Genomic DNA, 23,525 nt, shown 5'->3' on the forward strand with positions numbered 1-23,525 from the left:
CGGCCGTCAGCCGAGGCCGTCGGCGACCCGGAGGCGCACGGACGAACCCGACCGCTTCTTGACGACCTCCAGCTGGGCCGGGATGCGCTGGCGCAGGTCGGCGACGTGGCTGACGATGCCGACGCTGCGGTCCCGTTCGCGCAGGGAGTCCAGGACGTCCAGCACCTCGTCGAGGGTCTGCTCGTCCAGGCTGCCGAAGCCCTCGTCGATGAAGAGGGTGTCCAGCCGGGTGCCGCCGGCCTCGTCGGTGACCACGTCGGCGAGGCCGAGGGCCAGGGAGAGCGAGGCGAAGAAGGTCTCGCCGCCGGAGAGTCCGGCGGTGTCGCGCTCCTGCCCGGTCCACGCGTCGACGACGTGCAGGCCGAGGCCGGAGCGGCGGGCGCCGCCGGCCCGTTCGTCGGAGTGCACGAGCGTGTAGCGGCCCGCCGACATACGGGTGAGGCGGGCGCTGGCGGCGGCCGCGACCTGTTCGAGGCGGGCGGCGAGGACGTAGGACTCCAGCCGCATCTTGCGCGCGTTGTCGGCGGACGTGCCCGCGGTGAGGGAGGCGAGCCGGGCCACCCGGTCGTACTCCTCGCGCAGCGGGGCCAGTTCGCGCGCGTCGGCCTCGGCGCGCGCGGAGAGCCGGTCGAGTTCGGCGCAGCGTTCGCGTGCCGTGGTGTGCGCGGTGGCGGCCTCGCGCAGCCTGCGCGCCGCGGCCTCCGAGGCGGCGCGTGCCCGGTCGGTGTCGGCGGGCGGCAGGGCGGCGGCGTCGGCGATGCGCGGGTCGGCCAGCTCGGCGCGGACCGCGGTCTCCTCCGCCTGCCAGTGGTCCAGCTGCGCCTGGACGCGGCGCCACTCGTCGTCGCTCAGCAGGGCGGCGGCGGCCTCCCGCGGGGTGTCGAAGCCCGCCTTGTACGCGGCGTCGGCGAGGGCCGCGTCGGCTTCCTTGAGCCGGTCGGCGGCGGTCTCGCCGGCCCGTACCGCGGTGACCGCCTCGGCCAGCAGCTCGACCTGCCGCTCCAGGCGGCGGGCGCGGTCGGCGACGCTCGCGCTGTCGCCCCGTGCCCGGCGCAGTCCCTCGGCGAGCGACTGTTCCTCGCGGTCCAGGGCGTCACGGCGGGAGTCGCGGGCCGCGGTGCGCTGCTGGGCCGCCTGCTGTTCGGCACGGCGCTGTTCGTACTCGCGCTCGGCGTGGGCGAGGGCTTCGCGTGCGGCGTGCAGCGCGGCACCGGCCGCGTGGGCCTCGGCGTGCTCGGCGCGCAGCGTCTCCAGTTCCCGGGCGAGTGCGTCGACCGGTGCGTCACCGGCGCCCGCTGTGGCGGCGGCCAGCTCCTCCTTCACCGACTGCCGGGCCCGCTCGGCCTCTTCGCGTGCTGCCAGGGCGCGCTCGTACCCGGCGAACGCGGCCTCCTCCTGGTCGCGGCCCACATGGCCGGCCTCCGTGCGGGCGGGGGCCGGGTGGCCGGTCGCGCCGCACACGGCGCAGGGCTCGCCGTCCTTGAGGTCCTTGGCGAGTTCGGCGGCGATGCCGTGCAGCCGGGCTTCCTTGAGCCTCAGCCACTCCTCGTGCGCCGCGTTGGCCGCCTCCTGGGCGCTGAGCACCGCCTGCTCGGCGTCGGCCAGGCCGGCGGCGGCGTGGTCGCGGCGGCGGGCGGCGGCGAGCCGGGCCTCGGCGGGTTCGATGCGCGCGGCGAGCTGTTCGGCGCGGGCCGCCGCTTCCTGGGCTGCGTCGATGCGGTGCTGGTGGGCGGCGCGGTTGGCGTCCCAGCCGGCCAGCCAGTCCTGGGCGTCCAGGAGGGTCTGCTCGTCGTCGCGGGCCTCGCGCTCCAGCGCGGTGCGCTCGGTGGCGATCTCGGCGGCGCGCCGCTCGTCGCGACGGGCGGCCTCCAGGGAGCCCAGTTCGCCGCGCAGCCGGTGTTCCAGCGCGGCGAGTTGGTCGCCACCGGCCTCCACGAGGTCGGGACGGAGCAGGTCGCGGCAGCGGCGTTCGGTGGCACGGGCCGCCTCGTGGTCGCGCCAGGCGGCCTCGCGGAGGGCGAGCGCCGGCTCGACGCGCTGGGCCTTGCGGGCGCGGTCCAGCCGCTGCCGGGCGCGGTCGCGGTCGGCGGCCTGCGCGTCGAGGGCGGCGGCACGGCGGCGGGCCTCGGCGTGCCGCTGCTGGAGCCGGGCGCGTTCGAGGGTGTCCTCCAGCGCGCGGGCGGCCTCGGCGGCGGCCCTCTCCGCCTGGGCGGCGGCCGCGGCGGCGATGTCCAGCCGCTCGCGGGCACCGGCCCTGGCGACCGCGGCCCAGGCCAGGACGGTGGCGGCGAAGCCGGGCTCGCCGGGCGCGGGCGCCGTGCGTCCCGCCGCCTTCTTCGTACGGCTACGCGTCCCCTTGCGGGGACCGGTGGCGGACTCCTCGGCGCTGCCCGGTGCCGGTACGGAGCCGTCGGTGAGGTCCGGGGTGTCGCCCGCCGCCTGGGCCATCCGGTGCGCGAGCGCGAGGAGCCGGTCGTCGGCCGCGGTGACCCGGTCGGCCGCCGTCTTGCGGACCACGGCGAGCCGCTCCTCCAGCGCCGCGAACCTGCGGGTGTCGAAGAGCCGGCCGAGCAGCTTGGCGCGGGCCTCGGCGTCGGCCCGCAGGAAGCGCGCGAACTCGCCCTGCGGCAACAGCACGACCTGGCAGAACTGCTCCTTGCTCATGCCGAGCAGCTGCTGGATCTCCTCGCCGATCTCCTGGTGGGAGCGGCTGAGCGCCCGCCACTCCCCCGCCGCCGGGTCGTACTCGCGCAGCGCGCTGTACGGCTTCTCCATCGTGGTGCCGGTGCCGCGCTTCTTGGCGCGTGGCTGTTCGGGCCGCCGGGTGATCTCCAGCCGGCGGTCGGCGACGGTGAGGTCGAGGACGACCTCGGTGGCCGTGCCGGGCGCGGCGAGCGCGCTGCGCAGCGACTGGCCGCCGGGGCGGGCGCCGGGGACGGAGCCGTACAGCGCGAAGCAGACGGCGTCCAGGACGGAGGTCTTGCCGGCGCCGGTCGGGCCGTGCAGCAGGAACAGGCCGGCGCCGGAGAGCCGGTCGAAGTCGACGGTCTGGACGCCGCCGAACGGCCCGAAGGCGGCCAGTGTCAGCTTGTGCAGTTTCACGCCGTCTCCCTCGCCGCCTCGTCCGCCCGTACGTCCTCGATCGCGGTGCGCAGCACGGCCCGTTCGGCGGCGTCGGCGGCCCGGCCCGGCCGTACGTGTGCCACGAAGTCCTCGGCGATCTCCTGGTCGCTGCGGCCGCGCAGCCGCTGTGCGTAGGAGCCGCCGGGGCCGCCGTCCCGCGCCTCGGGTTCGAAGGCGAGGGCGAGGGTGTGCGGGAAGCGCTCGGTGAGCCGGGCCATCGGTTCGTGCGGGCGTGCGGGGTCGGTGAGAGTGGCCTCGACCCAGGACTCCTCGTGCCGGGTGAGGCCGGGGTCGGCGAGCAGCTCCTCCAGGCGGCCGCGGAGGCGGGCGAGCGGCCGGGGCACCGGGCAGGGCAGCCGTTCGGCCGTGAGGCCGCCGTCGGCGTCCAGGTCGACGAGCCACATGGACTTGCGGTGGCGGGCCTCGGAGAAGGAGTACGCGAGCGGGGAGCCGGAGTACCGCACCCGCTCGGTGATCTGCTGGCAGCCGTGCAGGTGGCCCAGCGCCACGTAGTCCACGCCGTCGAAGACCTCGGCCGGTACGGAGGCGACGCCGCCGATGGTGATGTCGCGCTCGCTGTCGCTGGGCGCTCCGCCGGTGACGAAGGCGTGCGCGAGGACGACGGAGCGGGTGCCGGCGGGGCGCGCCGCGAGGTCGGCCCGTACCCGGTCCATGGCGGCGCCGAGCACCTGGGCGTGGCGGGCCTTCTCGGCGCCGAGGGTGTCGCGGACCAGGGCCGGCTCGAGGTACGGCAGGCCGTAGAAGGCCACGTCGCCGTGGTCGTCGGCGAGCAGTACGGGCGTGCCGCAGCCGGCCGGGTCGGTGCGCAGGTGGATGCCGGCCTTCTCCATGAGGCCGGCGCCGACGCCGAGCCGGCGGGCCGAGTCGTGGTTGCCGGAGATCATGACGGTCGGCACGCCGAGGTCGGCGAGGCGGTGCAGCGCCTCGTCGAAGAGCTCGACGGCGGCGAGCGGCGGTACGGCGCGGTCGTACACGTCACCGGCGACGAGCACGGCGTCGACCCGGTGCGTCCGTACGGTCTCGACGAGGTGGTCGAGGAAGGCGCGCTGGTGTCCGAGCATGTTCACGCGGTGGAACGAGCGGCCCAGGTGCCAGTCGGAGGTGTGCAAGATTCTCAACAGACGGCTCCGACCTGCATGCTTTCCTTCCTCCCCGTGCTGTGCCCGCGTACGGCCCGCGGCCGGTGGTCAACGGCAGGCACCACGCTAGCGTCCCCGGGTCCCCGGTTTCCCACGGACCTCGGTTTTTCGTCGCGGGGGCGGCGGCACGAGGGCGGTCAGCGGCCCCGGCGTCCGCGGCGCCGGACGACGGCCCGGCGGATCAGGAAGCCGGCCAGGACGAACGGGGCGGCCACCACGAGGAAGAAGACCGGCTCCCGCATCGTCCGGCTGAGGACGGGCGAGAGCACGAGCACCAGCAGGACGAGGCTGACGAGCATGCGGTTCGACAGCCGCTTCCGCACGGGCGGGACGGGGACCTGCGGAGCCCCGCCCGGAGCGGGCGCCGGAAAGGCCGACTGCACGGCGACCGGCGGCTGCGCGGAAACCGGTGGCTGTACGGAGAACTGCGGCTGTACGGCGACCTGCGGCTGTGCGTACGCCGCCGGCTGCGCGGCGGCCGGCAGCGGTACGGAGGCCGGTGGGGCCGGGGCCGGGGGCATGGTGGGCGGCGGGCCGAAACCCGGAGTGCCGGCGGTGCCGGGGCCGGGCTCCTGCCGCGGCGGGGGCGTGCCGTCGGCCAGCGCGCGCAGCGACCGTTCGCGGGCGGCGAGGTCCGCCGCGAGCGCGGCCGGTACCGCCTGCTGCCACTGGTGCCCGTGGGCGCCGATGTCCGCCAGCCGCTCGCCGAGCGCGCTGGCCGTCGGCCGTTCCTCCGGCTGTTTGACCAGGCAGGCGGCCAGCAGCGGACGCAGCGCGTCCGGTACGCCGTCGAGGTCGGGCTCCTCGTGGACGATGCGGTACAGCAGTACGGGGGCCGAGGCGTTCTCCTCGGGACGTGCGAAGGGGCCGCGGCCGGTCGCGGCGTGCGCCAGGACGGCGGCCAGCGAGAAGACGTCGGCGGGCGCCGCGGTCCCGGTGCCGGTGGCCTGCTCGGGCGCGAGGAAGCCGGGCGAGCCGATCATTCCGCCGGTGTGGGTGTGCCGGGAGTCGTCGGCGGCGCGCGCGATGCCGAAGTCGATCAGCCGCGGGTGGTCGCCGGCCAGCAGGACGTTGCCGGGCTTGACGTCCCGGTGCGCGAGTCCGGTGCCGTGCACCGCGCCGAGCGCGCCGCACAGCTCGGCGGCCAGGGCGAGCAGGGCCGCTTCGGGGAGCGGTCCGTGCCGCTCGACCCAGTCGCCGAGCGAGGGCGCGGGGACGTACTCGGTGGCGAGCCACTGCGGCCGCTGTCCGGGGGCGCTGTGGTCGACGACGGCGACGGACCACGGGGAGCGGACCCGGTCGCTGTTGCGGATCTCCCGGTCGAAGCGGGCTTCGAAGCCCTGCTCGGCGCCGAGGTCGGAGCGGACCGTCTTCAGCGCCAGCGGCCGTCCGGCCGCCGTGCGGGACAGGTACACCTGCCCCATGCCGCCCGCGCCGAGCCTGGCGAGCAGCGGATAGCCGCCCAGGGCCGGCGGATCCGCGGGTTCGAGACCGTGCATGGAAATGTTCGTCCCCCTCGTCCCTCTTGTCCTGCTCTGCCCGGCGGCCCGCGCCGACCAACGAATGATCAGCAGCGTAGAGGCCGGACGTCCGTACGCGGGCAGGGGGGACCGTACCCGCGTACGGACGGCGGACGTACCCGCGTACGGACGGTGGACCGGGAGGCCCGCGCCTGCGTCACTCCGGCCGGCCGGCGCCCTCCTCGCGGGCGCGTACCGGCACGACCTTGCCGGGGTTGAGGATGCCCTGCGGGTCCAGGGCGCTCTTCACCGCGTGGTGCATGTCCAGCACGGCCGGGGACAGCTCCTGGGCCAGCCCGTCGCGCTTGAGCAGGCCGACGCCGTGCTCGCCGGTGACCGTGCCGCCGAGCGCGATCGCGTCCGCGATGATCTCGTGGAAGGCGGCCTGGGCACGCTCCCGTGCCGCGCTGTCGCCGGGCGGGGTGATCAGCAGCGGGTGCAGGTTGCCGTCGCCGGCGTGCGCGATGTTGGCGATGAGGGTGTCGTGCCGGGCGGCGGCGCGCTCGATGCGGGCGAGCATCTCGGGCACGGCGGCCTTGGGGACGCAGACGTCCTCGGTGAGGACCGGGCCGAGGCGTTCGAGTGCCGGGTAGGCGAGGCGCCGGGCGTCGAACAGCGCGTCGGCCTCCTCCTGGTCGGTGGACTGCGCCGCCCAGGTGGCGCCGGCCTCCTCGAAGCAGGCCAGCATGCGCGCCGCCTCCTGCTCACCGGCGGCGCCGGGTGCGTCCGTACGGCCGAGGAGCACCACGTCGGCGTCGACGGAGAGGCCCATGTTCTTCCACTTGTCGACGGCGGCCAGGCAGTGCCGGTCGATCAGCTCCAGCGCCGAGGGGGTGAGCCCGGCGGCGCCGACGGCGGCCACGGCGCGGCCCGCGTCCACGACGGAGGAGAAGTACCCGGCGACCGTGCGCTCCGGCTCGCGCAGCGGCCGCAGCCGCACGGTGATCTCGGTGATCACGCCGAGCGTGCCCTCGGAGCCGACCATCAGCCCGGCGAGGTCGTACCCGGCGACGCCCTTGGCGGTCCGCCGTCCCAGCCGGACCAGCTCGCCGGTGCCGGTGACGACCTCGAGGCCGAGGACGTAGTCCCGGGTGACCCCGTACTTCACGCAGCACAGTCCGCCGGCGTTGGTGGCGACGTTGCCGCCGATGGTGGACCACGGGGCGCTGGCCGGGTCCGGCGGGTACCAGAGGCCGTGCTCCGCGCAGGCGGCCCGGAGGTCGTCGTTGACGACGCCGGGGCCGACGACCGCGAGGCGCTCCACGGGGTCGATCTCGTGGAGGGCGTTCATGTGCTCGGTGGAGAGCAGGACGCCGCCCTCGACGGCGTTGGCGCCGCCGGAGAGGCCGGTGCCTGCGCCGCGCGTGACGAGCGGGACGCCGTGCCGCAGGCAGGCGCGCACCACGGTGCGCACTTCCTGTGCCGTGTGCGGCCGGACCACGACGAGGGGCGTGCCGTGCGGCGCCCACTCCGCCTCGTCGTGGACGAAGCCCGCGGCGATCTCGGGGTCCTCGACCAGCCGTCCTTCGGGCAGTTCCTGCCGCAGCTCATCGATCAGCACGCGCGATCACCTGCACTTTCTCGAACACGTCTGCCATGTCCGCACGGTATCCGCCCTTCGGGGGACAGTGATCACCGCCCCTCGAAGGGCCCCGCTCGCCGCGCCCCCGTACGCACCGGCCCTGCGCGGTCCGTACGCGCGCCCTCGGATGCGCGTCGGCGCGGCAGGCGGCACGGTGGTGTGCATGAGCACTGCCCGCATCGTCATCCAGCCGCCCTCCGCCGCCGGCGGGCGGCACGTGCACGTCGACGGGGAGAACCTCGGCCTCGCGCAGAGCGACATGGACGTCGTGGAGTTCCTGCGGCGGAGCGGCCTGCCCGACGCCGAACCGCTGCTGGACGATCCGGCGTGGGTCGAGTGGCGCGGCGCCCCGCCGCACGACTACGGCGGCCCCAGCGTCAGCAGCGCGTGACCGGCACGAGTGTCACGGCCGCGACAGCTGTCTGCTGATCACCAGTCGCTGGATCTGGTTCGTGCCCTCGAAAATCTGCATGATCTTGGCCTCGCGCATGTAGCGCTCGACCGGGAAGTCGCGGGTGTAGCCGTACCCGCCGTACACCTGTACCGCGTCCGTGGTGACCTTCATGGCGGCGTCGGTGGCGATGAGCTTGGCGACGCTGGCCTGGCGGCCGTACGGGCGGCCCGCGTCGCGGCGGCGGGCCGCGTCGAGGTAGGTGGCGCGGGCCGAGTCGACGGCGGCGGCCATGTCGGCGAGGACGAAGCCCAGGCCCTGGTGGTCGATGATCTTCCGGCCGAAGGCGGTGCGCTCGTTGGCGTACGCCACGGCCGCGTCCAGGGCCGCCTGGGCGACACCGGTGGCGCAGGCGGCGATGCCCAGCCGGCCGGAGTCCAGCGCGGAGAGCGCGATCTGGAGGCCCTGGCCCTCGCTGCCGATCAGCCGGTCGGCCTCGATGAGCGCGCCGTCCCAGTGGGCCGCCGTGGTCGGGATGGCGTGCAGGCCCATCTTCTCCTCGGGCCGGCCGAAGGTGAGTCCTTCGGTGGCGCCGGGCGCGAGGAAGCAGGAGATGCCGCGGCTGCCGGCGGAGGTGCGCGCGAAGAGGGTGTAGAAGTCGGCCTTGCCGCCGTGGGTGATCCACGCCTTGCTGCCGGTGATCCGGTAGCCGGCCGTCTCGCGCACCGCCTTGCAGGTCAGCGCTGCGGCGTCGGAGCCGGCCTGCGGCTCGGAGAGGCTGTAGCCGCCGACCAGGCCGCCGCCGAGGATGTCCGGCGCCCAGCGCTGCCGCTGCTCCTCGGTGCCGTACGTCATCAGGGCGTACGCCGACATGGTGTGCACGCTGGTGGCCACGGCGACGGCCGCCCAGCGGGCCGCCAGCTCCTCGATGACCTGGAGGTACACCTCGTACGGCTGGCCTCCGCCGTCGTACTCCTCCGGGTAGGGCAGGCCGAGCAGCCCGGCCTCGCCCAGGGTCTTGAAAAGGCCCTCGGGGTACAGCTCTTCGCGCTCGTGCTTGTCGACGCGGGGGGCGAGTTCCTTGTCGGCGATCTCGCGGGTGAGGGCGAGCAGGTCCTCGGCCTCCCGGGTCGGCAGCAGCCGGTCGACGGTCATCGTGCCTCCGTGGCGGTGCTCAGAGTGCTGGTGGTGCGGGTGGTGCTCGTGGTGGTGCTGCCGAGGCCCGCGAGCGCGGTGCGGGCCTGCGCGCGGAACTCCGCGACCCGGGCGAGCTTGATGTCCTCGTAGCCGCGGACGAGGTCGGGGAGTTCGACGACGGCGCGTACGGCGTCGGCGTTTTCCGGGGTGAGGTGGGCGAGCGCGCCGCGCACCAGCTGCCGGTACTCGCCGATCAGGGCACGCTCGACGCGGCGGACCTCGGCGTACCCGAAGACGTCCAGGGAGGTGCCGCGCAGCACGCGGCCCGCGCGCAGGACGCGGAAGGCGGCCGGGGCCGTGCGGCGCAGCCGGATCTTGCGCTTCATGCCGAGGGCGCGCAGGACGGGCGGGTGGAGGAGGACGGAGACGGCGGAGCCCGCGCCGAACTCGTCGCGCAGCCTGTCCTGTTCGGTGGCGTCCAGGTGGAGCCTGGCGACCTCGTACTCGTCCTTGTACGCCATGAGCTTGTGCAGGCCGCGGGCGTAGGCGAGGGCGATGGCGGAGCCGGCCTCCGTGCCGCCGCGGCGGCCTGCGAGGTCAGCGACGCGGGCGACGTCCTCGGCGTACCGGCGGGCGTACCGCTCGTTCTGGTAGCCGATGAGGTCGGCGGCGCGGGTGGCGACGGCGGCGCGCAGTTCCTCGTCGGCGGTGTGCTCGCCGGCGATGGCCCGGGCGACCGGGGTGACCTCGACGACCGGGCGTTCGGGCGCGGCCAGCGCCGCGGTGACGGCCGCGCGGTCCAGGACCGCGGCGCGGCCCCAGCGGAAGGCGGCGAGGTTCTTCTGCACGGCGGCGCCGTTGAGGCGGATCGCGTCCTCGATGGCCTCGGCGCTGAGGGGGAGGCAGCCGTGCTGGTAGGCGGCGCCGATGAGCACCATGTTCGCCGGCATGTGGTCGGCGAAGAGCGCTTCGGACAGGCCCTGCGCGTCGAGGTAGAGGTTGTCCTCGCGGCGGGTGACCGATTCGACGCGCTCCAGGGCGTCGTCGGGCGAGCCGGGCAGGACGACGCGTCCGGTGACCATGGCGGCGGTCGGCAGGACGGCGGTGTTGACCACGGCGACGGTGTGGCCGGCGCGGGCGACGGCCATGTTGGTGTCGGCGGCGGCGCCGAGCAGGTCGAAGCCGATCAGGACGTCGGCGGTGCCGCGGGAGGCCCGGAGCGCGCCGGTGACCGGGGACTTGGCGATCCGCAGGTCGCTGAGGACGGGGCCGCCCTTCTGCGCGAGTCCGGTCTGCTCCAGCCCGGCGGCGTACAGGCCGTCCAGCCGGGCGGCCATCTGCAGGATCTGGGAGACGGTGACCACGCCGGTGCCGCCGACGCCGGGCATCCGCAGCAGCGTGCCGTCCGGGCCGAAGCGGCGTTCCGGTTCGGTCAGCGCGACCGGCAGTTCCGGGACCTTCCGCGGCTCCTTGCGGCCCGGCTCGACGAGCAGGAAGGACGGGCAGTCGCCCTTGAGGCAGCTGAGGTCGGTGTTGCAGGACGCCTGGTGGATACGGGTCTTGCGGCCGAACTCGGTCTCCACGGGCTGCACGGACAGACATGTCGACTTGTCGCCGCAGTCCCCGCAGCCCTCGCAGACCCGCTCGTTGATCGCGACCTTCTCCACCGGGGTGGGGAGCTGGCCGCGCTTGCGCAGCCGCCGCTCCTCGGCGGCGCAGCGGTCGTCGTGCAGCAGGACCGTGACGCCTTCGGTGGCGGCCAGTTCCCGCTCCACGTCGGGGAGTTCGTCGCGGTGCCGGACCGTCGCGACCGGGTCCAGGCGGACGCCGCGGTAGCTCTCGGGTTCCGCGGTGGTGACGACGACCTTGCGTACGCCCTCGATGGCGAGCAGCCGGATGACCGCGGGGATGTCGAGGCGGCCCTCGGCGCGCTGGCCGCCGGTCATGGCGACGGCGTCGTTGTAGAGCAGCTTGTACGTCATGGTGACGCCGGCCGCGACGGCGGCGCGCACGGCGAGCGAGCCGGAGTGGTGAAACGTGCCGTCGCCGAGGTTCTGCACGAAGTGCGGGTCGTCGGTGAACGGCGCGAGGCCGATCCACTGGGCGCCCTCGCCGCCCATCTGCGTCAGGCCCACCTGGGTGCCGCGTCCCGCGCCGTCCAGCGCGATCATCGCGTGGCAGCCGATGCCGACGCCGACCAGCGTGGAGTCGGCGGTGCGGGTGGAGGTGTTGTGCGGGCAGCCGGAGCAGAAGTACGGGGTGCGGGCCGCGACGGTGGGCAGGGTGATGCGCGCGGGCCGGGCCGGGGCGAGTGCTTCGAGGTGGGCGGTCGCCCGCTCGGGCAGCCGGTCGGCGCCGATCCTGCGGGCCAGTGCGCGGGCGACGTCCTCGGCGCCCAGCGTGGCGCGGGCGGTGAGCAGCGGGCGGCCGGTCTCGTCGCGGCGGCCGACGACGACGGGCGCCTCCGCCGTGCGGTACAGCGCCTCCTTCAGCGCTCCTTCGAGGAACGCCACCTTGTCCTCCACGACGAGCACCTGCTCCAGGTCGCCGGTCATGGCGACCAGGTCCTCCTCGGCCACGGGGAAGGGCATGCCGATGCGGATCAGCCGCAGGCCCAGCTCCTCCATGGCCGCCTCGTCCAGGCCGAGGTCGTCCAGGGCGCGCTGGACGACGGCGTAGGAGGTGCCGGAGGCGAGGATGCCGAGGGTGGCGCGGCGGGCGCTGAAGGTGACCTTGTTGAGCCCGGCCGTACGGGCGTACATGCGGGCCAGGTCGAGACGGCGGGTGAGCATGTCGTGCTCGGCGTCGAGGGCAGCGGGGCCGACCAGCGCGGGCGAGGCGGCGCGTGCGCTGCGGTCCGGCTCCGGGATGCCCTGGCGCAGCGCTTCGAAGTCCACGGTCGCTGAGGCGTCGGCGATGTCGGCGACGATCTTCAGGCCGGTCCACAGGCCGGTGGCGCGGGACAGCGCGACGGCGTGCAGCCCGAACTCGATGATCTCCGCGACGGATCCGGGCGCGAGCACGGGCATCGCCAGGCTCTGGCACATCCGCTCGCAGGAGCTGGGCACGGTGGAGGACTTGCAGCCGGGGTCGTCGCCGATCCAGGCGACGGCTCCGCCGAGCGGCGCGGTGCCGGCGAGGTTGCCGTGCCGGATGGCGTCGGCGGCGCGGTCCAGGCCGGGGTTCTTGCCGTACCAGTACCCGGTGACGCCCTCGTGCCGGCGGCCCGGCACCTGGCCGAGCATCTGGGTGCCGGCCACCGCCGTGGCGGCCAGCTCCTCGTTGACGCCGGCCTTGAAGACCACGCCGGCCTCGTCCAGGAAGCGGGCGGCGCGGCCCATTTCCAGGTCGACCCCGCCCAGCGGCGACCCCTGGTAACCGCTCACGAAGGCCCGGGTGTCGAGCCCGCGTGCCTCGTCCAGTCGGCGCTGCTCCAGCGTCAGCCGGACCAGGGCCTGGACGCCCGAGATCAGCGCCCGGCCGTCGGTGGCCGTGTACTTGTCGTCGAGCGACACCGCGGCGGGTGGGGTGCTCACGCAAGCCTCCTCGACATCGTTGTGAAGGAACTTGGGGTGGGGGGTGGTGACGAACGGCACACAGCACAGCAACGAGAAGCGGAACGCACAAGCATCCGCAGGGAAATCCGCGGCAACGCGCAAACTATTTACGTACAGGGCGAGTCGACGTACATTCCTTTGCATGCCTGAGGCCGTCGACGAGATCGATCACCGCCTGCTGCGCCTGCTGCGCGAGGACGGTCGCCGTACGTTCTCCGAGATGTCCGCCGAGGTGGGCCTGTCGGTGGCGGCGGTCAAGCGGCGCGTGGACCGGCTCAGGGACATCGGGGTGATCACCGGCTTCGCCGCGCAGATCGACCAGAGCAAGCTCGGCTGGGGCATCGAGGCGTTCGTCGAGCTGCGGTACGCCGGTACGACCCGGGTCAACGAAATCGTGCGGTCGGCCTACAACGTCCCCGAAGTACAGGCCGTCTTCACCATCGCCGGCGATCCGGACGCGCTGATCCAGGTGCGGGTGCGCGACATCGCCCACCTCCAGCAGGTCATCGACGGCCTGCGCAGCGCCGGCCGGGTCACCGGCACCAAGACGCTGATGGTGCTGGGCTCATGGAGCCGCACCTGAGAGCCGGTCCAGCACCTCGCGGGCGCACCCTGCCGCCTCGCGGGCCCCGTCGGCCCGGCGCCGGTGCGCCTCCGCCCGTTCCGGCTCCTCCGCCCCGAGCCGGTCGTAGTGGCGGACCCGCTCCTCGGCGACGCAGGCCAGATCGGCCGCCACCTCGAGGAACCGCGCCCGCACCCGGGCCAGCCGCTCGTCCGCGGTCGCCAGCGGCAGCCGGCCGGCCCCCTCGGCGGCCAGCCGCTCGCTCGCCGCGAGCTCCCGGTCGACGGCCTGCTGCTCCCGGGCGTCGCTCTCGTCCCGGCGGGTCAGCTCCTCCTCGGCCCTGTCGAGCCGGGCGGTGGCGGCTTCCAGGGCGGCACGCGATCGCCGTATCCGCTCGTCCGCCCGCTGTCGGGCCTCGCCCACCGGGCCGCCGGTCCCCGCCGTGCGGGTCCGGTCGTCGAGCCGGGCCTCCCACGCATCCAGCCGCTCCGACCGCTCGTCGGCCAGCCGCTCCCGCTCGTCCGCCAGCCGCTCCCGCCGGTCGGCGAGCCGCTCCCGCTCGTCGGCCAGCCGATCGCGGTGGTCGGCGGCGCTTTCCCGCTCGTCGGCGAGGCGGTCGCGCCCGTTCTCCGGGGCTACGCCCTCCTCGTCCGGCAGCTCGCTTCCCATGCCGACAGTATGCGCCGCCGCGCCGTACGGAAGGGACACGCTCCCGCCACGGGGACGACCCATTCGTACTGATTGGCCCCACCCGCCTCCGGGAAGCCGTGTGTCATGGCACAGGATCACACGCAGGCCCCGGTCCTCCAGGCGCTCGCCGACTACCGCGAGCTCGGACGGATCTCCTTCACGCCGCCCGGACACAAGCAGGCACGCGGCGCCGATCCCCAGGTCCGCGAGGTGCTCGGCGACGCCGTCTTCCACGGTGACGTACTGGCCAGCGGTGGCCTGGACGACCGGCGGACCACGGGCCGGGTGCTGGAGCGCGCCGAGAACCTGATGGCCGACGCCGTGCACGCCTCGCACACCTTCTTCTCCACCTGCGGCAGCTCCCTGTCCGTCAAGGCGGCGATGCTGGCCGTCGCGGGGCCGCACGAGAAGCTCCTCATCGGGCGGGACGCGCACAAGTCCGTCGTCTCCGGGCTGATCCTCTCGGGCGTGAACCCGGTCTGGGTCGATCCCCAGTGGGACGCCGACCGCCATCTCGCGCACGCCCCCTCGCCCGAGGCGTACGAAGCGGCCTTCGACGCCTGCCCGGACGCCCGCGGCGCGCTGGTCACCAGCCCCACGCCGTACGGCAGCTGCGCCGACATCGCGGCCATCGCCGAGGTCTGCCACCGGCGCGGCCGGCCGCTGATCGTGGACGAGGCGTGGGGCGCGCACCTGCCCTTCCACCCCGACCTGCCCTCCTGGGCCATGGACGCGGGCGCCGACGTCTGCGTGACCAGCATCCACAAGATGGGCAGCGGCCTGGAGCAGGGCTCGGTCTTCCACCTGGGCGGCGACCTGATCGATCCGGCGCTGCTGAAGTCCCGCGCCGACCTGCTCGGCACGACCAGCCCCTCGGTGCTGCTCTACGCGGGCATGGACGGCTGGCGGCGGCAGATGGTGCTGCACGGCAAGGCACTGCTCGGGCACGCGCTGCAGCTGGCTGCCGAGGTGCGGACCGAGATCGAGAAGATCGACGGGCTGCACGTGAACGACCGGGCCGACTTCTGCGGCCCCGGACTCGGGCACGACTTCGACCCGCTGCCCGTGGTCATCGACGTCAGCGGGCTGGGCACGACGGGGTACGCGGCGGCGGACTGGCTGCGCGCGCACCGGGCCGTCGACGCGCACCTCTCCGACCACCGCCGGATCAGCGCGCAGCTCACGCACGGCGACGACCGCGGCACGGCCGACCGGCTGCTCGCCGCGCTGCGCGACCTGTCCCGGGCGGCCCCCGAGCTGCGCCCGGCGCCGGCGGTGGACATCCCGCCGCCGGCCCAGCTGCGGCTGCAGCAGAGCTGCCTGCCGCGGGACGGGTTCTTCGGCGCGACGGAGGACGTGCCGGTGTCCCGGGCGGCCGGCCGCATCTCGGCGGAGATGCTGACGCCGTACCCGCCCGGCATCCCGGCCGCGCTGCCCGGCGAACGCCTCAACGGACCCGTACTGGACTACCTGCGGTCCGGCATCGAGGCGGGCATGAACCTGCCCGACGCCACGGACACCACGCTCGGCACGGTCCGGGTGCTGGTCGAGGAGACCCACCCGTAGCGGCGGCCCGCCCATAGCGGTGGCCGGTCCGCCGGCGGGTGCGCTCGACGGCGGTGCGGTCAGATCCCTTCGGTGACCGTGAAGAGGCCGCCGTCCGGGTCGCGCAGGGCACAGCGATGGCCGCCGCCCTCGGTCTCCACCGGCGGGGAGACCACGGCGCCGCCGGTGGCCTCGGCAGCCTCGGCCGCCGCCTTCACGTCCGGTACGCAGAAGTGCACGTGCCAGCGGGGCCGGACGTGCGGGTCCGGCGCGGCCTCCACCGCTCCCCCGCGCAGCTCGGCCACGGTGTGGTCGCCCTCGCGTACGATCACCCGCTCCTGCTCGTACGCCACGTCGCAGCCCTGCCCGTCGGCGGTCGCCCAGTGCAGGACCTCCGCGTAGAACATGGCGGCGTCGAACGCGTCGCGGGTGCGCAGCTCCAGCCAGGCCGGCGCGCTGCCCTGCCCGACCGACCAGCCGGCGGGCACGCGGCCCTCCCAGATCCCGAAGCTGGCGCCGTCCCGGTCGGCGGAGATCGCCGCGCGGCCGGGCCCGAAGGCGCGGGGGCCGACGGCGACCGTGCCGCCGCGCTCCCTGATCCGGGCCGCGGCCTCGTCGGCGCTCCCGACGGCGAAGAAGGGCGTCCAGGCGACGGCGACGTGCAGGGTGCTCGCGAGCTCACCGAGGCCCGCGACCGGATTGCCGTCCACATAGGCGACGGAGAACTCCTCGCCCAGCGCGCCGGGCCGGAAGGACCAGCCCAGTACCGCACCGTAGAACTCCTCGGCCCCCTTCAGGTCGCGCGCGCTCAGGCTGACCCAGCACGGAACTCCTGGCACAGGTTCGGTCGACGCCATGCTGGACGTCACTCCTTTCGCAACGGCCGGGCTTTCCCGCACCGGACCCGCCGTGCGACGCACGGCGTGCGGTGCGCGCGCCGACGTCACGGCGCTCCGCACGATCGGCCGCGCGAGGTCCGGGCCGGCCTGATCCATCCACTCGCCCCACAGTGTCATCCGTCGGCCGGGGACACAGGGGGACGACACCCCGGTCTCCCTCCGAAACCGTCGGAAGTGCGGACCGGGACTCGGCGCGGCCCCCGCGCCTCAGCTCACGGGCACTCCCGAGGCTACCTCCGACAGCGGGAAGTGGCAGGCCACGCGGTGCCCTGGCGTCGCCGGCTCGGCGGGCGGCGGCTCGGTCGTCGCGCACACCTCCCGCGCGCGGGGGCAGCGGGTGCGGAACCGGCAGCCGGAGGGCGGTTCGGCCGCCGACGGGGTCTCGCCGCCGAGCGCCGCCGCGCCGCCACCGGCACGGGGGTCGGGCACGTTGACCGTGTCGAGCAGGCCGCGCGTGTACGGGTGCAGCGGGCGTGCGAGCACGGCCTCCGCGGGACCGGTCTCCACGAGCTTGCCGAGGTACATCACGCCGACCGTGTCCGCCAGGTGCCGGACGACGGCCAGGTCGTGGGAGATGAAGAGGTAGCCGATGCCCTTCTCCCGCTGGAGGTCGCGCATGAGGTTGAGGATCTGGGCCTGTACGGAGACGTCGAGCGCGGAGACCGGCTCGTCGGCGACGATCAGGGCCGGGTCGAGCGCGAGGGCACGGGCCAGGCCGAGCCGCTGGCGCTGCCCTCCGGAGAACTCGTGCGGATAGCGGTCGGCGGCGGCGCGCGGCAGCCCCACGTCGTCCAGCAGCCGGCCGGTCCGCTCGCGCTGCGCCGCGCGGTCGCCGATGCCCTGGATCGCGAGCGGTTCCCGCAGGAGGGCGCCGACCCGCATCCGCGGGTCCATCGCGGCGTAGGAGTCCTGGAACATCAGCTGGACGTCGCGGCGGTGGGCCCGCAGCTCCCGCCCGCGGAGGTTCGCCACGTCGCGCCCGGCGAAGCGGACGGTGCCCGAGGTGGGCGCCTCCAGGCCGACGACCAGCCGGCCGAGGGTGGACTTGCCGCAGCCGGACTCGCCCACGATGCCGTACGTCTCGCCGCGCCGTACGGTCAGCGAGATCCCGGCCACGGCGCTGACCTGCCGGGCGCCGCGCCCGGTGCCCCGCCGGGCGAAGGGGCCGGCCCGCAGCGCGTACTCCTTCACCACGTCGGTCAGGCGCAGCAGGGTCTCGGGCTCGGCCGGCCGCTCACCGCCGGGGGCCGGGGTCCGGGCCGTGACCGCGGCGGCGGGTCCGGTGGGGTCCCCGGTGTCGTCGGCTTCGGCGGGGTGGAAGCACGCGAAGAGGTGGCCCGGTGCGGTGCCCGGGCCGCCGCTCAGCTCCGGTTCGGCCGTGCGGCAGGCGTCGGTGGCGAAGCCGCAGCGGGGCGCGAAGCGGCAGCCGGCGGGCGGGGTGTCCAGGGCGGGCGGCAGCCCCGGGATGGTGGCGAGCGGCTGCCCGGCGCCGGCGGCCCGCTCGGGCAGGGCGGCCAGCAGCGCCCGGGTGTAGCGGTGCCGGGGCGCGGCGAAGAGGTCGTGCACGGCGGCCTGCTCGGCGACCTTGCCGCCGTACATGACCGCGACCCGGTCCACCCGCCGGGCGATCACCCCGAGGTCGTGGGTGACCAGGATGAGCGCCATGCCGAGGCGGTCCCGCAGCTCGTCGATGAGCTCCAGGATCTGGGCCTGGGTGGTGACGTCCAGGGCCGTGGTGGGTTCGTCGGCGATCAGCAGCCGGGGCTCACAGATCAGCGCCATGGCGATGGCGACGCGCTGCCGCATGCCGCCGCTGAGCTGGTGCGGGTAGTTCGTCATCCGTTCGGCCGGGCGGGGCATCCCGACGAGCCGCAGCATCTCCTCGGCCCGCTCCCGCGCCTCGGCGCGGCTCGCCCCGGTGTGCAGCAGCAGCGGCTCGGCGACCTGGGCGCCGATGGTCATGGTGGGGTTCAGGGAGGTGAGCGGGTCCTGGAAGACCATGCCGATGGTGTGGCCGCGGACGTCGCGGAGCACCGGTTCGGGGGCGGTGGCGAGGTCGTGGCCGTCGAAGCGGATGTGTCCAGCGGTGATCCGGCCGCCGCCGGGGAGCAGTCCGAGGACGGACAGGGCGGTCATGGTCTTGCCGCAGCCGGACTCGCCGACGATGCCCAGGGCCTCGCCGGGCGCGAGGTCGAGGGAGACGCCGTCCAGGGCGTGCACGGTACGGCCGCGCCGCCCGGCGATCTCGACGTGCAGGTCCTCGATGGCGAGCAGCGGGCCGGGGGCCTCAGGTCTCATGACGGTTCCTCAGTTCTTCTGGAGTCGCACGTCGAAGGCGTCGCGCAGGCCGTCGCCGATGAAGTTGAAGGCGGCGACGACGAGGACGATGGCGATGCCCGGCGGGAAGATCAGCCACCAGTGGCCGACCTGGGTGTAGGTGATGCCGGCGGAGAGCATCGAGCCCCAGTCGGCGGCGGGCGGCGGGATCGACAGGCCCAGGAAGGACAGGTAGGCGACGTAGAGGATGGCGTCGGCGATCTGGAAGGTGGCGTTGACGATGACGGTGCCGAGGGCGTTGGGCACGATGTGCCGGAAGACCGCACGGGTGCCACCGCCGCCCATCAGGCGCATGGCGTGCACGTAATCGCGGCTGCGCAGGGCCAGTGCCTCGCCGCGGATGAGCCGGGCCGGGGAGAGCCAGGCGACGGAGGCGATGATGAGGACGAGGACGGGTTTGCTGGGCGTGACGATGGCGGCGACGACGACCAGCAGGAACAGTGCGGGGATGGCGAGCGCCGCGTCGGTGATGCGCATCATCGCGGCGTCGAGCCAGCCGCCGAAGTAGCCGGCGACCGCGCCGTAGACGGTGCCGAAGAGCGTGGCGAGCAGCCCGGCAGCGAGCCCGACCTCCAGCGAGGTCCGGCCGCCGTGCATGAGCCGGCCGAGCATGTCGTACCCCAGGTCGGTGGTGCCGAGGAGGTGGCCGCCGGTGCCGGGCGCCAGGTTGGCCTGCGAGAGGTCGGTGTGCACCTGGTCGGTGGGGTGGAGCAGCGGGCCGAGGAAGCAGAGCGCGAGCAGCCCGGCGAGGATGACGGTGCCGAGGAGCGCGAGCTTGTTGCGGGCGAAGACGGCGGCGGTGCGGCGGACGAGGCCGGGGGTGCCGGCGGCGGTGCCGCTCCCGCCGGCCACGGGCATTCCGGCGGCGGTCATGCGACGCTCCTGATGCGCGGGTCGAGTACGGCGTACGCGATGTCGGTGAGCAGCGAGCCGAGGACGGTCGCGACGCCGACGACGAGGGTGACGCCGAGCAGGACCGGGAAGTCGCTGCCCTGTGCGGCGTTCCAGAACAGCAGGCCCATGCCGGGGTAGTTGAACATGGACTCGACGACGAGGGTGCCGCTGAAGAGGGTCGGGAGGTAGAGCCCGAGGAGCGTGGCGAGTGGGATGAGGGCGTTGCGCAGCACGTGCCGGGCCATGATCCGGGCGCCGGACTGGCCCTTGGCGCGTGCGGTGCGGACGTACTCCTCGCTGAGGTTGTCCAGGACGGCCGAGCGCATGTAGCGGCTGAACGCGGCGACGATGCCGAGTGCCGTGGTCACGACCGGCAGGACGAGCGCGCGTGGCTCGGCGAGGATGCCGCCCACGGTGTCCGCCTGCGGTGCCTGCGCGGGGAAGACCGGGAACTGCTGGCTGAAGAGCAGGATCAGCACCAGGCCGAGGAAGAAGACGGGGGTGGCGTAGGCGAGGAAGGCGGCACCGGTGAGGAGGTGGTCGGCGGCCTTGCCGCGGCGTACGGCCTGGAGGATGCCGAGCGGTACGGCGAGGACCGCGGCGAGTGCGATCGCCAGCCCGGCCAGCAGTGCGGTGCGGGGCAGCCGCTCGCCGAGCAGCGAGGCGACGGACTGGTTGAGCTTGTAGGACTCGCCGAGGTCGCCGGTGAGGAGCCGCCCGAGGTAGATGACGTACTGCTCGGGCAGCGAACGGTCGTAGCCCTGCTGGTGGTTGAAGTGCGCCACGGCCTGCGGGGTGGCGTGCACGCCGAGGATGGCGCGGGCCGGGCCGCCGGGCAGCATGTGCAGCAGGACGAAGACGATGACGGAGACGAGCAGCAGCACGACGGCGGCCTGCGCGCAGCGTTTGAGGAGGAAGCGGGTCACTTCTCCCGGCCCCCCTTCCGCACGAAGTACCAGTCCTGGGGCGCGAGGGTGAGGGTGGGGTTCTGGTCGATGCCGCGCAGGTCGTTGCGGATGACGGAGACCTGGTAGGCGGGGTTGGGCGTCCAGAGCACCGGCAGCTGCCGCGCGACCCGCCGCGCGTAATCGCGCAGCGCTCCCGGGTCGTCGGAGTACTCGGTGGCCTTGATCAGCCGGTCCGTCCCGGGGTCGGACCAGTTGCCCATGTTGGAGGGGGCTCCGGTGGCGAAGAGCTGCTCGCCGCTGGGGTTCACCGGGAAGTACCAGCTGCCCTGGGTGCCGAAGAAGCCCAGCTGCCAGGCCGAGCAGACGGGTTCGCCGGTCTTGCAGGGGACGGTGGTGCCCAGGACAGTGTTCAGCGGCTGCTGGCGGATGTCGAGGGCGACGCCCGCCCTGCCGAAGGAGGACTTGATCTCCTGCATGGTGTTGGAGGTCTCGGTCGAGCCGGACTGGGAGAGCAGTTCGAGCCGGAGCTGCCGGCCGCGCGGGATGCCCTTGCCGCACTCCCCCGGTCCCGTACCGGGCCGTACGCAGCGCAGTACTCCGCCGGGGTCGGACGCCGGTGCCCGCCAGCCGTGCCGGGCGAGCAGCCGCTCGGCGGCCTTCGGGTCGTACGGGTACGGGTTGCGGTCCAGCAGGCTCGCGGGAACGGGGCCGAGGGTGGGGTCGGCGCTGCCGTGCCAGAGGACGCGGGAGATGGACTCCTGGTCGATGAGGTGCTGCAGGGCCTGGCGGAGGTAGTCCTGACGGAGCATCGGCCCGGCGACGGGGTGGTGGAAGTTGAGCACGAGGTAGGTGATCGCCCAGCCTTCCCAGGGGTCGATCCGGTAGCCCAGCTCCTTGAACTTGGTGGCCTGTGCCATCACCGAGGGCGGGATGTAGCCGTAGTCGACGCCGCCGGCGCGCAGCACGTTGAACTCGGAGTCGGCGGTGGTGAAGGGCTTGAGGACGACGCGGTCGAGGTGCGGCCTGTCGGGGCCCCGGTACTTCCTGTTGGGCACCAGCGCGACCTGGCCCGAGGTGTTCCACTTCTCGATGGTCCAGGGGCCGTTGACGGTCTTCCAGAGCGGGTCGGTGGCGAACGCCGACAACCGCTTGGCGTGCCGGACGAGCCGCGCGAAGACCGTCTTCGGGTCCTCGTGCCGGGGGTTCCAGGCGTGTTCGGGCAGTGCGGTGAAGTTCTGCAGCTCGTTGGCGGTGAACCAGGCGGGGTTGTACGCGCGGGAGAGCCGGAGCCGGAAGGTGCGCTCCCCGACGACCTCGAACCGCTGCACGTCGTCCGGCAGCAGGCCGGGCGAGTAGCCGGCCCACTCCTTCTTGTTGTGCTTGATCAGCTCGAACCAGAAGGCCACGTCGCGTGCGGTGACGGGTTTGCCGTCGGACCATTCGTACCCCGGCTTCAGGGTGATGGTCACCGTCTTGTTGCCGTCGCTGTACCGGGGCTGCCGCGCGAGGTTGCGCGGGCTGTCCATGGTGAGCGCGTCGCCCTTCGGCTCGGGCGTGTAGAGCGGCAGGAACAGCAGGTTCTGAATGGCGCTGTTGTAGGACGCCAGGTAGCCGGGGGCGGGGATCGGGAAAATCCAGTTGGGTGTGGCGGCGGGCGGCAGCGCCATGGTCGCGGTGCCGCCCTCGACCCTGGTGCCGCCCGTGGCGCCGACGTCGGTGATCCGGTCGGCGTTCGGGGCGCAGCCGGCGAGGACCGCCGCGGCGGTGAGGGCGGCCCCGACTGCCGCCAGCGGCCCGCGGATCCGGGCCCTGCGCGGTCTTCGGGTGGTGCGCGGTCCCATGCTGCCTCCGCTGTGGTCGGCCGGCCGAAGATGACGAGCAAAGTACGGACGGCCGCGAAAAGAAGTCAAGGGTCTGGCGTCACACCGGTAACTGCTGTTCACTGTCCCGCAGTTGCTTCCCACGCTTCTTTCGACCACCGAAGGAAGTCCCCGCCGTCTCCACCGAAAGGCCGCTCATCATGACCGCCGCCGAGGAACAGCCCGGCTCCGCCGCGCACGTCCTCGAACTCGTCGCGAACGGCTCCGCCGCCTCCCGCGCCGACCTCGTACGGGAGCTGGGGCTCGCCGCCTCGACCGTCTCGGCCCGGGTGCAGGAACTGGTCGACGCGGGCCTGCTGACCGAGGACGGCGAGGGCGCATCCCGCGGCGGCCGCCGCCCGCGCCTGCTGCGCGTCCCGGAGAGCGGGGCCGTCGCGCTCGCCGCCGACCTCGGCAGCCACCACGTCCGCTGCGGCGCCGTGGGCCTGACCGGCGCGGCCTTCGACGTCGAGGAGCGGGCGCACGACCTGACGGCGGGGCCGGAGCCCGCCGTCGAACTGATCGTGGAGCGCCTGTCGGCCCTCGCCGAGCGGCAGCGCGCCGCGGGCCGTGCGGTGCGCGGCGCGGGCATCGGCTTCCCCGGCCCGGTCGACCCGGACACCGGCCGGGTCGTCGCACCGTCCCGGATGCCCGGCTGGCACCTGTACGAGCTGCGCGACGTCCTCGCGGCCCGGCTCGGGCTCCCCGTCGTCGTCGACAACGACGCGAACGCGCTGGCCCTGGGCGAACACCGCGCGGCGCACGCCTCACTCCGCCACCTCGTCGTCGTCAAGGCGGGCCGCGGCATCGGCTCCGGCGTCGTCAGCCACGGGCGGCTCTACCGGGGAGCGCGCGGCTGCGCCGGGGACATCAGCCACGTACGGGTCGAGGCGGCCGACGGGCGGCCCTGCTCGTGCGGGAACGTCGGCTGCCTGGAGACCGTCGCCAGCGGCGCGGCGATCGCCGCCGCGCTCCGCGCCGACGGCATCGAGGCGGACTCCGCCACCGACATCCTGCGGCTGGTCGAGCACGGCGAGCCGCACGCGACGACGCTGGTCAGGCAGGCCGGCCGGCACATCGGCGCGGTGCTCTCCGTCGTCGTCAACTTCTTCAATCCCGAGGCGGTGGTGCTGGGTGGCGCGCTGTCGGGAGCCGAGCCGCTGGTCGCGGCGGTGCGCGGCGTCCTGTACGAGCGCTGCCTGCCGATGGCGTCCAGCGAACTGACCATCACCGCGGCCGTCGGCGGCCCGGACGCCGGTCTCACGGGCGCCGGCCTGGCCGCCCTGCAGGCCGTGCCGGCCGGCTCCTGACCACCTCTCCCCGCCCTCTGTCCTCCGCCGCCGCACAGAAAGCGAGTCAGC

Annotated in this window: 16 protein-coding genes; 4 read left to right on the forward strand and 12 right to left on the reverse strand. The window is 74.5% G+C overall.

Going from position 1 to position 23,525, the window contains the following annotated elements:
* Positions 1-6 precede the first annotated feature (6 nt).
* The 4 genes from C3486_RS12670 to C3486_RS12685 all read right to left on the reverse strand — a co-directional run bounded on the left by C3486_RS12670 (position 7) and on the right by C3486_RS12685 (position 7,349).
* Positions 7-3,102 (reverse strand): AAA family ATPase, encoded by a 3,096-nt coding sequence (locus C3486_RS12670; RefSeq protein ID WP_103832744.1) that lies wholly within the window; start codon positions 3,100-3,102, stop codon positions 7-9.
* Positions 3,099-4,262, reverse strand: a complete 1,164-nt coding sequence (locus C3486_RS12675) for an exonuclease SbcCD subunit D (RefSeq protein WP_103832745.1) — start codon at positions 4,260-4,262, stop codon at positions 3,099-3,101. The genes C3486_RS12670 and C3486_RS12675 overlap by 4 nt, the downstream gene beginning before the upstream one ends.
* 158 nt (positions 4,263-4,420) lie before the next feature.
* Positions 4,421-5,782 carry a serine/threonine-protein kinase gene (locus C3486_RS12680; RefSeq protein WP_103832746.1) on the reverse strand — a complete coding sequence of 454 codons (1,362 nt, stop codon included), beginning with the start codon at positions 5,780-5,782 and terminating at the stop codon, positions 4,421-4,423.
* 178 nt (positions 5,783-5,960) lie between these two features.
* Positions 5,961-7,349: an FAD-binding oxidoreductase gene (locus tag C3486_RS12685; protein ID WP_374936859.1), complete on the reverse strand. Its 1,389-nt coding sequence runs from the start codon at positions 7,347-7,349 to the stop codon at positions 5,961-5,963.
* Between the two features lie 199 nt (positions 7,350-7,548).
* On the opposite strand from C3486_RS12685, the gene C3486_RS12690 reads away from it, so the two are divergent.
* Complete coding sequence (locus tag C3486_RS12690) at positions 7,549-7,776, forward strand: hypothetical protein (RefSeq protein WP_103832794.1); 228 nt, start codon at positions 7,549-7,551, stop codon at positions 7,774-7,776.
* 12 nt (positions 7,777-7,788) lie between these two features.
* Here C3486_RS12690 and C3486_RS12695 read toward each other — a convergent pair whose 3' ends face one another.
* A complete protein-coding gene (locus tag C3486_RS12695) occupies positions 7,789-8,931 on the reverse strand; it encodes an acyl-CoA dehydrogenase family protein (RefSeq protein WP_103832748.1) in 1,143 nt (380 codons plus the stop codon).
* Positions 8,928-12,449, reverse strand: a complete 3,522-nt coding sequence (locus C3486_RS12700) for an indolepyruvate ferredoxin oxidoreductase family protein (protein ID WP_258052742.1) — start codon at positions 12,447-12,449, stop codon at positions 8,928-8,930. Before C3486_RS12700 ends, C3486_RS12695 begins: the two co-directional genes overlap by 4 nt.
* A 163-nt stretch (positions 12,450-12,612) precedes the next feature.
* Here C3486_RS12700 and C3486_RS12705 point away from each other — a divergent pair, with 163 nt between their 5' ends.
* Complete coding sequence (locus tag C3486_RS12705; RefSeq protein WP_103832750.1) at positions 12,613-13,053, forward strand: Lrp/AsnC family transcriptional regulator; 441 nt, start codon at positions 12,613-12,615, stop codon at positions 13,051-13,053.
* Here C3486_RS12705 and C3486_RS12710 read toward each other — a convergent pair.
* Positions 13,036-13,701, reverse strand: coding sequence for a hypothetical protein (locus C3486_RS12710; protein WP_103832751.1), 666 nt, complete (start codon positions 13,699-13,701; stop codon positions 13,036-13,038). The genes C3486_RS12705 and C3486_RS12710 overlap by 18 nt on opposite strands.
* A 105-nt stretch (positions 13,702-13,806) precedes the next feature.
* Between C3486_RS12710 and C3486_RS12715 the strand changes: the two genes are divergently transcribed.
* Positions 13,807-15,288 carry an aminotransferase class I/II-fold pyridoxal phosphate-dependent enzyme gene (locus tag C3486_RS12715; RefSeq protein WP_103832752.1) on the forward strand — a complete coding sequence of 494 codons (1,482 nt, stop codon included), beginning with the start codon at positions 13,807-13,809 and terminating at the stop codon, positions 15,286-15,288.
* Between the two features lie 59 nt (positions 15,289-15,347).
* Here the strand turns inward: C3486_RS12715 and C3486_RS12720 are convergent, their stop codons facing one another.
* The 5 genes from C3486_RS12720 to C3486_RS12740 all read right to left on the reverse strand — a co-directional run bounded on the left by C3486_RS12720 (position 15,348) and on the right by C3486_RS12740 (position 22,146).
* The gene (locus tag C3486_RS12720) at positions 15,348-16,124 is read right to left on the reverse strand and encodes a VOC family protein (protein ID WP_103832753.1); all 777 of its coding nucleotides are present in this window, start codon (positions 16,122-16,124) and stop codon (positions 15,348-15,350) included.
* 249 nt (positions 16,125-16,373) lie between these two features.
* Positions 16,374-18,464, reverse strand: a complete 2,091-nt coding sequence (locus C3486_RS12725) for an ABC transporter ATP-binding protein (protein WP_103832754.1) — start codon at positions 18,462-18,464, stop codon at positions 16,374-16,376.
* 9 nt (positions 18,465-18,473) lie between these two features.
* Entirely contained in the window at positions 18,474-19,376 is a 903-nt protein-coding gene (locus C3486_RS12730; RefSeq protein ID WP_219822216.1) for an ABC transporter permease, read from the reverse strand.
* A complete protein-coding gene (locus tag C3486_RS12735) occupies positions 19,373-20,323 on the reverse strand; it encodes an ABC transporter permease (RefSeq protein ID WP_103832755.1) in 951 nt (316 codons plus the stop codon). The genes C3486_RS12730 and C3486_RS12735 overlap by 4 nt, the downstream gene beginning before the upstream one ends.
* On the reverse strand, positions 20,320-22,146 hold the full coding sequence (locus C3486_RS12740; protein ID WP_103832756.1) for a peptide ABC transporter substrate-binding protein: 1,827 nt from the start codon (positions 22,144-22,146) through the stop codon (positions 20,320-20,322). Before C3486_RS12740 ends, C3486_RS12735 begins: the two co-directional genes overlap by 4 nt.
* A gap of 179 nt (positions 22,147-22,325) precedes the next feature.
* Here C3486_RS12740 and C3486_RS12745 point away from each other — a divergent pair, with 179 nt between their 5' ends.
* Positions 22,326-23,474, forward strand: coding sequence for an ROK family transcriptional regulator (locus C3486_RS12745; protein ID WP_103832757.1), 1,149 nt, complete (start codon positions 22,326-22,328; stop codon positions 23,472-23,474).
* Positions 23,475-23,525: the final 51 nt, after the last annotated feature.

Source organism: Streptomyces sp. Ru73 (genome assembly GCF_002920575.1).
Lineage (GTDB): Bacteria > Actinomycetota > Actinomycetes > Streptomycetales > Streptomycetaceae > Streptomyces.

Bases quoted from the DNA above. Each gene is read 5' to 3' on its own strand.
- C3486_RS12680 (WP_103832746.1), bottom strand. From the start codon at position 5,782: ATGCACGGTCTCGAACCCGCGGATCCGCCGGCCCTGGGCGGCTATCCG.
- C3486_RS12690 (WP_103832794.1), top strand. From the start codon at position 7,549: ATGAGCACTGCCCGCATCGTCATCCAGCCGCCCTCCGCCGCCGGCGGG.
- C3486_RS12695 (WP_103832748.1), bottom strand. From the start codon at position 8,931: ATGACCGTCGACCGGCTGCTGCCGACCCGGGAGGCCGAGGACCTGCTC.
- C3486_RS12705 (WP_103832750.1), top strand. From the start codon at position 12,613: ATGCCTGAGGCCGTCGACGAGATCGATCACCGCCTGCTGCGCCTGCTG.
- C3486_RS12710 (WP_103832751.1), bottom strand. From the start codon at position 13,701: ATGGGAAGCGAGCTGCCGGACGAGGAGGGCGTAGCCCCGGAGAACGGG.
- C3486_RS12715 (WP_103832752.1), top strand. From the start codon at position 13,807: ATGGCACAGGATCACACGCAGGCCCCGGTCCTCCAGGCGCTCGCCGAC.
- C3486_RS12720 (WP_103832753.1), bottom strand. From the start codon at position 16,124: ATGGCGTCGACCGAACCTGTGCCAGGAGTTCCGTGCTGGGTCAGCCTG.
- C3486_RS12725 (WP_103832754.1), bottom strand. From the start codon at position 18,464: ATGAGACCTGAGGCCCCCGGCCCGCTGCTCGCCATCGAGGACCTGCAC.
- C3486_RS12730 (WP_219822216.1), bottom strand. From the start codon at position 19,376: ATGACCGCCGCCGGAATGCCCGTGGCCGGCGGGAGCGGCACCGCCGCC.
- C3486_RS12740 (WP_103832756.1), bottom strand. From the start codon at position 22,146: ATGGGACCGCGCACCACCCGAAGACCGCGCAGGGCCCGGATCCGCGGG.
- C3486_RS12745 (WP_103832757.1), top strand. From the start codon at position 22,326: ATGACCGCCGCCGAGGAACAGCCCGGCTCCGCCGCGCACGTCCTCGAA.